Source organism: Bradyrhizobium sp. SZCCHNS3016 (assembly GCF_032484535.1).
Lineage (GTDB): Bacteria > Pseudomonadota > Alphaproteobacteria > Rhizobiales > Xanthobacteraceae > Bradyrhizobium.
The window spans coordinates 1-4,554 of the sequence record NZ_JAUETE010000035.1; the positions used below are offsets into that span (position 1 = coordinate 1).

Consider the following 4,554-nt stretch of genomic DNA (forward strand, 5'->3'; position numbering starts at 1 on the left):
GCTTCTGCCCCGATGGGCACCCAAGGTCCCAGCTGTCCGGCCCCAATGGCGGCCCCGCCGAGCTTCAATTCTGGTCCCGTTCCTCCAGAGACAGGGTTGACGAAATACCCACTACCGATTTGAACGAGACTCGTTGCTCCGAAGGATTCGATCACGACTGGCGTCGCCGAGACCAGATGATAGCCGAGCGCCACCAGTTGCTTTAGATCGACAGTGGTCAACTGCTGGAACGTACTGCCCGTGTAGAACTCGTTAAAGGGATCATTGGCATCCTGAGCCCCGCTGTTGAGGAAATCACTTGCATCGGAGCTTTGACCATAGTCGGCAAGCTTTGTATTGCCACCATCCAGCGAGAAGTATGCCGCAGGGGCGGTGCCACCGTTCAAGAAGAGCCGTGTCCCGGCGCCGGTGAAACGGAAAAAATCGAATACATCAGGCTGCGTTCCGTACGGAACACGCCCCATGGCGTGAGTCAGTTCGTGGAGTGCAACCCCGACAAGCAAACTGGGCGCGATATCGGTGGCGAAAGTAGCGCTACCGTCATCGGTGCTTGTATCGTTAGCACCGAGCAATCCCCACAGTTTGAGCTGAGAGTTCCAGACGGCGACATCGGATTGCCCCTGCAGAGTGGAACTTCCCGGAAGAGCATCAAAGGTGCCGTCGCCAGCAGTCGCATTGTTGACTAAATATGATCGGACATTTGAATAACTCACCCACTGGCCGTGATCGGGCCCCGCTGCTGCCCCGCCGCCGGTGCCGCTATAGTCTATTTTCAGGTTTATAGTGATCTTGTCCGAGATCGCAGCGCTCAGCAAAGCAGCCGCTTGTTGAATGCCGGCCCGAAAACTGGCCGGAGCGGCCATTGCCGCAGCATCAAATATCAAATTGATGGTCAAGCCGCCGGAACTGAGCGCGATCACCGAGCCCGGACTTGTGGAGGCGCTGCCTTGGGCCGCCTCCGCCACGAGGGCCTCCTCCGGAATTTGAACAGGATCAGCTGCAGAATTCGTCACAGGGCTCGAACGGTCCAACGTTTTCATCCAAGGCCAAACAGATTAATCTTACCTCAAAGGATGCAGGATGGCGGTTAATGCCATCCTATCTCGCCCAACTCGTGTCGCCCACCCCCTACCGGCCAGAACAACGGCGGGTTGTAGAATATTGGTAATCGACTGCTCCGTGTTGCTGTTTCGCCACCATGATGGCGATTTCCTGTGCTAAAGGGTGCGGGGCTGTCAGCAACCAAACTTCGCATTCTCCGGAAACGGGACTTCCGCTTCAAAGTTGTAACGAAATGCAATTCAACAGCCTGTCATTCCTCTTCGTGTTCTTACCAGCGGTCCTTGTAGGCTATCTGCTCCTGCGCCGCACTCCGTTCGCCAATCTATTCATTCTCCTTGCTAGCCTGTACTTCTACGGATCGAGTGCCTGGTGGTACCTAGCCCCCTTCTTCGTCACTGCACTCCTCGATTTCTTTATCGGCCAGATGATCGAAGGAAGTGACAACGAGCTCTACCGAAAGCGGCTATTGGTCGTCAGCGTGGTCGCCAATCTCTTGCTGCTGTCGACCTTCAAATACACGACATGGCTGAGCGCCGACGCAGCCGCAGCATTAGCCCCTCTTGGCATCACGTTTCCGATCATCGCTCTCAGTCTGCCGCCGGCGATTTCCTTCTACACCTTCCAGTCGATGAGTTATACGATCGACATCTATCGGCGCGAGTTCAAGCCTTATCGGAATGTCGTCGACTATCTCTCGTTCGTCTCATTTTTCCCGCACCTTGTCGCGGGGCCGATCATGCGAGCGCGAGACCTGTTGCCGCAACTCGCTGACATCCGCCCCCTGCCGTCCTTCGCTACGGTCAGCGGCGCTCTGTTCATGATACTCTTTGGTCTGTTTCAAAAGACCGTGCTCGCGGACAATCTGGGCAATCTGGTCGAAACAACTCAGCGCACAATCGTGAACGGATCTATGCCGCCTGGTATGGGCTTGATCTTTACCTACGCATTCGCGTTTCAGATCTATTGCGACTTTGCCGCTTACTCCACGATTGCACGTGGCATTGCTCGGCTGCTTGGCGTCGATCTGATGCGCAACTTTCTAACGCCCTATTTCTCGACCAACCCATCTGAGTTTTGGACGCGTTGGCATATTTCGCTCTCGACCTGGTTGCGCGACTACCTCTACATTCCGCTCGGGGGCAACAGAGATGGTCGGCTAAAGACTCTGCGCAATCTGATGATCACCATGCTCCTCGGCGGCCTTTGGCATGGTGCCGGTGTCTTCTTCATCATTTGGGGCGCTTACCACGGTTTGCTGTTGGTCCTGTATCGGCTGATCCCGCTTGATACGATTCTGATCAAACGGTTCGGTCGGCTCGGCAACATCATTGCAGCTGTTCTGTTCTTTCACTTGATCTGCCTCGGTTGGATCTTCTTCCGCTCGACACCATCCGAGTTCCTGCCGATCATCAAATCCATCGCTGCTGTTCCCGCTGCTATTCTTGCGCCACTGATCGCGTCATGGGGATGGTCGCCGATCGGCGCTCTCCGCTCTGTCTGGCAGACGATAACGGCAAACTGGGCGTTCTCCGTCTATGGCTGGGGTCTGACGCTCTTCGCCCTCCCTGCTGTCTTAACCGACGCTATCGCGTGGCGTCGTGATTGCGAGTTTGCCGACCTCTTCCCGTCGATGCCCTGGTGGGTGAGAACGCTCGTGATCGTGGCTCTCTTCTACGGAATCCTCTTCTTTGCACGGCGACAGGCAAATGAGTTCATTTATTTCGCATTTTAGGGCTTGGATCGCAGCGGGCCTGGCAATCGCGTGCATTGAGTGCGTGGTCTACACCACCCATCCACCGTCCGCTCTTGAGATCAACAACTTCTTGCAATTTTCGTTCGCGCACGATGAGACGCCTCAGCGGCTGTTCATGTTCCACAAGCTCGAGGCCTTCGCAGACTCGAACCCCACAATTGTTCAATCGGGTGACAGTTCCGGCTTTTACGGCGTCGATCCGTTGGCGATCATGCGGCACCTACCGCAGGGGACCACGTACCTCAACTTGAGTTGTTGCGCTAATCTTGGATTCAGCGGTTACTATAACGTTTTCCGATTCATGGCCGAGAGAAGCGAGAAGCTTCGCTATCTCGTCCTTCATATCACGCCCTATACGATGCCCAGGCCCGAGACTTGGGATAGTGATGGAGCTGCCCTATGGGGCGATCCCAACATCAAGGTGTTTGGCGATGCCATCTACCGCGAATACTTGAGCCCGCAACGCTATATCTATCCTCCTTCGCTTGGCTATCGCCGTTACGTTTCGGATCGCGTCTTCTATCTGGGTGGCGTATTCGGCAATTTGGACCGGCCGCTCCTGCAGAACGAGAACTATCTGGAATTCCTGCGTCTCTATCGGCAAACTCGTGGCTGGATGCCCGAGAATGACGCGCGCAATGGGGTTGCCGCAACGGAGTGCGAAATCAAGGAGTCGCAATTCTTCGACCTTCGCACCTTCCGGGAGAAAACGTATACCGAAGAGGTACTGGACGCTTATGCTGAGCTAGCAAAAAAATTCGGAAAAACACTTGTGGTCGTGTTTCAGCCGGTCGCCTGTACCTTGGGTACAGGACAAGGGTCCGCCAAGACGCGCGAAGCAATCGAGAAGTTCAAGTCGAACCACCCCGAGGTGGAGGTGCCATTTCCGTTGATCACAACTTGGCCGGCCGAGCTGTTTTCCGTTCCAGCTCATATCGTCCGCGAACATACGGACATGCTGGCCGAACGCTTAGGACCGGTCATGGCCGACATCGTCAGGCGCCATGGTAGCTAACACCGGCCATACGCGCCGGCCAACATGATCAGCACGCCGATTGAGCCGAGATTGGCATCCATGCCTTGACGATCGGAATCCAAGTCTCGGGCACCATGTTGGCGAGCGACATCGTAGGCGTCCGGTGAAGGCCACGGGCCGAGCGACTGCTCTGGACGGTCTGGAGCGGCTCGATCAGGCGGCGGCCGATGTCTGGGCGGCCTGCCAGCTCCAGGGAAGCAGACCGGCGAGCTTGCTGGCCGGATGATCGGGTAGCTTGGCGAGGACGTCGGCGAGCCAAGCCTGCGGGTCGACATTGTTGAGCTTGGCGGTCTGGATCAGCGTGTAGATGGCGGCAGCGCGGCGGCCGCCATCGTCGGAGCCGGCGAAGGTCCAATTCTTGCGGCCGAGGGCCACGGCGCGCAGCTCGCGCTCGGCCGCATTGTTGGTCATGCACAGCCGGCCATCGTCGATGAAGCGCGTGAACAAAGGCACAAGATTGCCAACAAAGGTGCTCTGGAGCCAGCAATCCGGCGCGGCCGGAGACTGCGCAGTAAGCTCCTTGACCTTGCCCCCAAGTTTTATCCAGATCTGAGTTCGTTCGGGCCGTTGGATGTGCCCATCCGGGCGGTCTTAGCGGCGGGAGCTGGCGCGGAGCTCTCGGCATGGCGCAGCGCCAGATCCCGACGCGGATTGCAGGTGGCGGCGAACTCGGATGGCGTCTTCCATCCGAGCTGGGAGTGCG

Annotated in this window: 3 protein-coding genes and 2 pseudogenes; 2 read left to right on the top strand and 3 right to left on the bottom strand. The window is 57.1% G+C overall.

Annotated elements, in window-relative coordinates; translation table 11 throughout:
- On the bottom strand, positions 1-965 hold a 965-nt coding region (locus QW881_RS32475), incomplete at its 3' end, for an NF038122 family metalloprotease (RefSeq protein WP_316173179.1).
- Between the two features lie 329 nt (positions 966-1,294).
- Between QW881_RS32475 and QW881_RS32480 the strand changes: the two genes are divergently transcribed.
- Both QW881_RS32480 and QW881_RS32485 read left to right on the top strand, forming a co-directional pair.
- Positions 1,295-2,794: an MBOAT family O-acyltransferase gene (locus QW881_RS32480; RefSeq protein ID WP_315759688.1), complete on the top strand. Its 1,500-nt coding sequence runs from the start codon at positions 1,295-1,297 to the stop codon at positions 2,792-2,794.
- A gap of 43 nt (positions 2,795-2,837) precedes the next feature.
- Positions 2,838-3,830, top strand: coding sequence for a hypothetical protein (locus QW881_RS32485; protein WP_316159249.1), 993 nt, complete (start codon positions 2,838-2,840; stop codon positions 3,828-3,830).
- A 174-nt stretch (positions 3,831-4,004) separates the two neighbouring features.
- Here the strand turns inward: QW881_RS32485 and QW881_RS32490 are convergent.
- Positions 4,005-4,295 (bottom strand): annotated as a pseudogene (locus tag QW881_RS32490) (transposase domain-containing protein); the annotation flags it as partial.
- A 95-nt stretch (positions 4,296-4,390) separates the two neighbouring features.
- Positions 4,391-4,554: pseudogene (locus QW881_RS32495) on the bottom strand (IS3 family transposase); the annotation flags it as partial.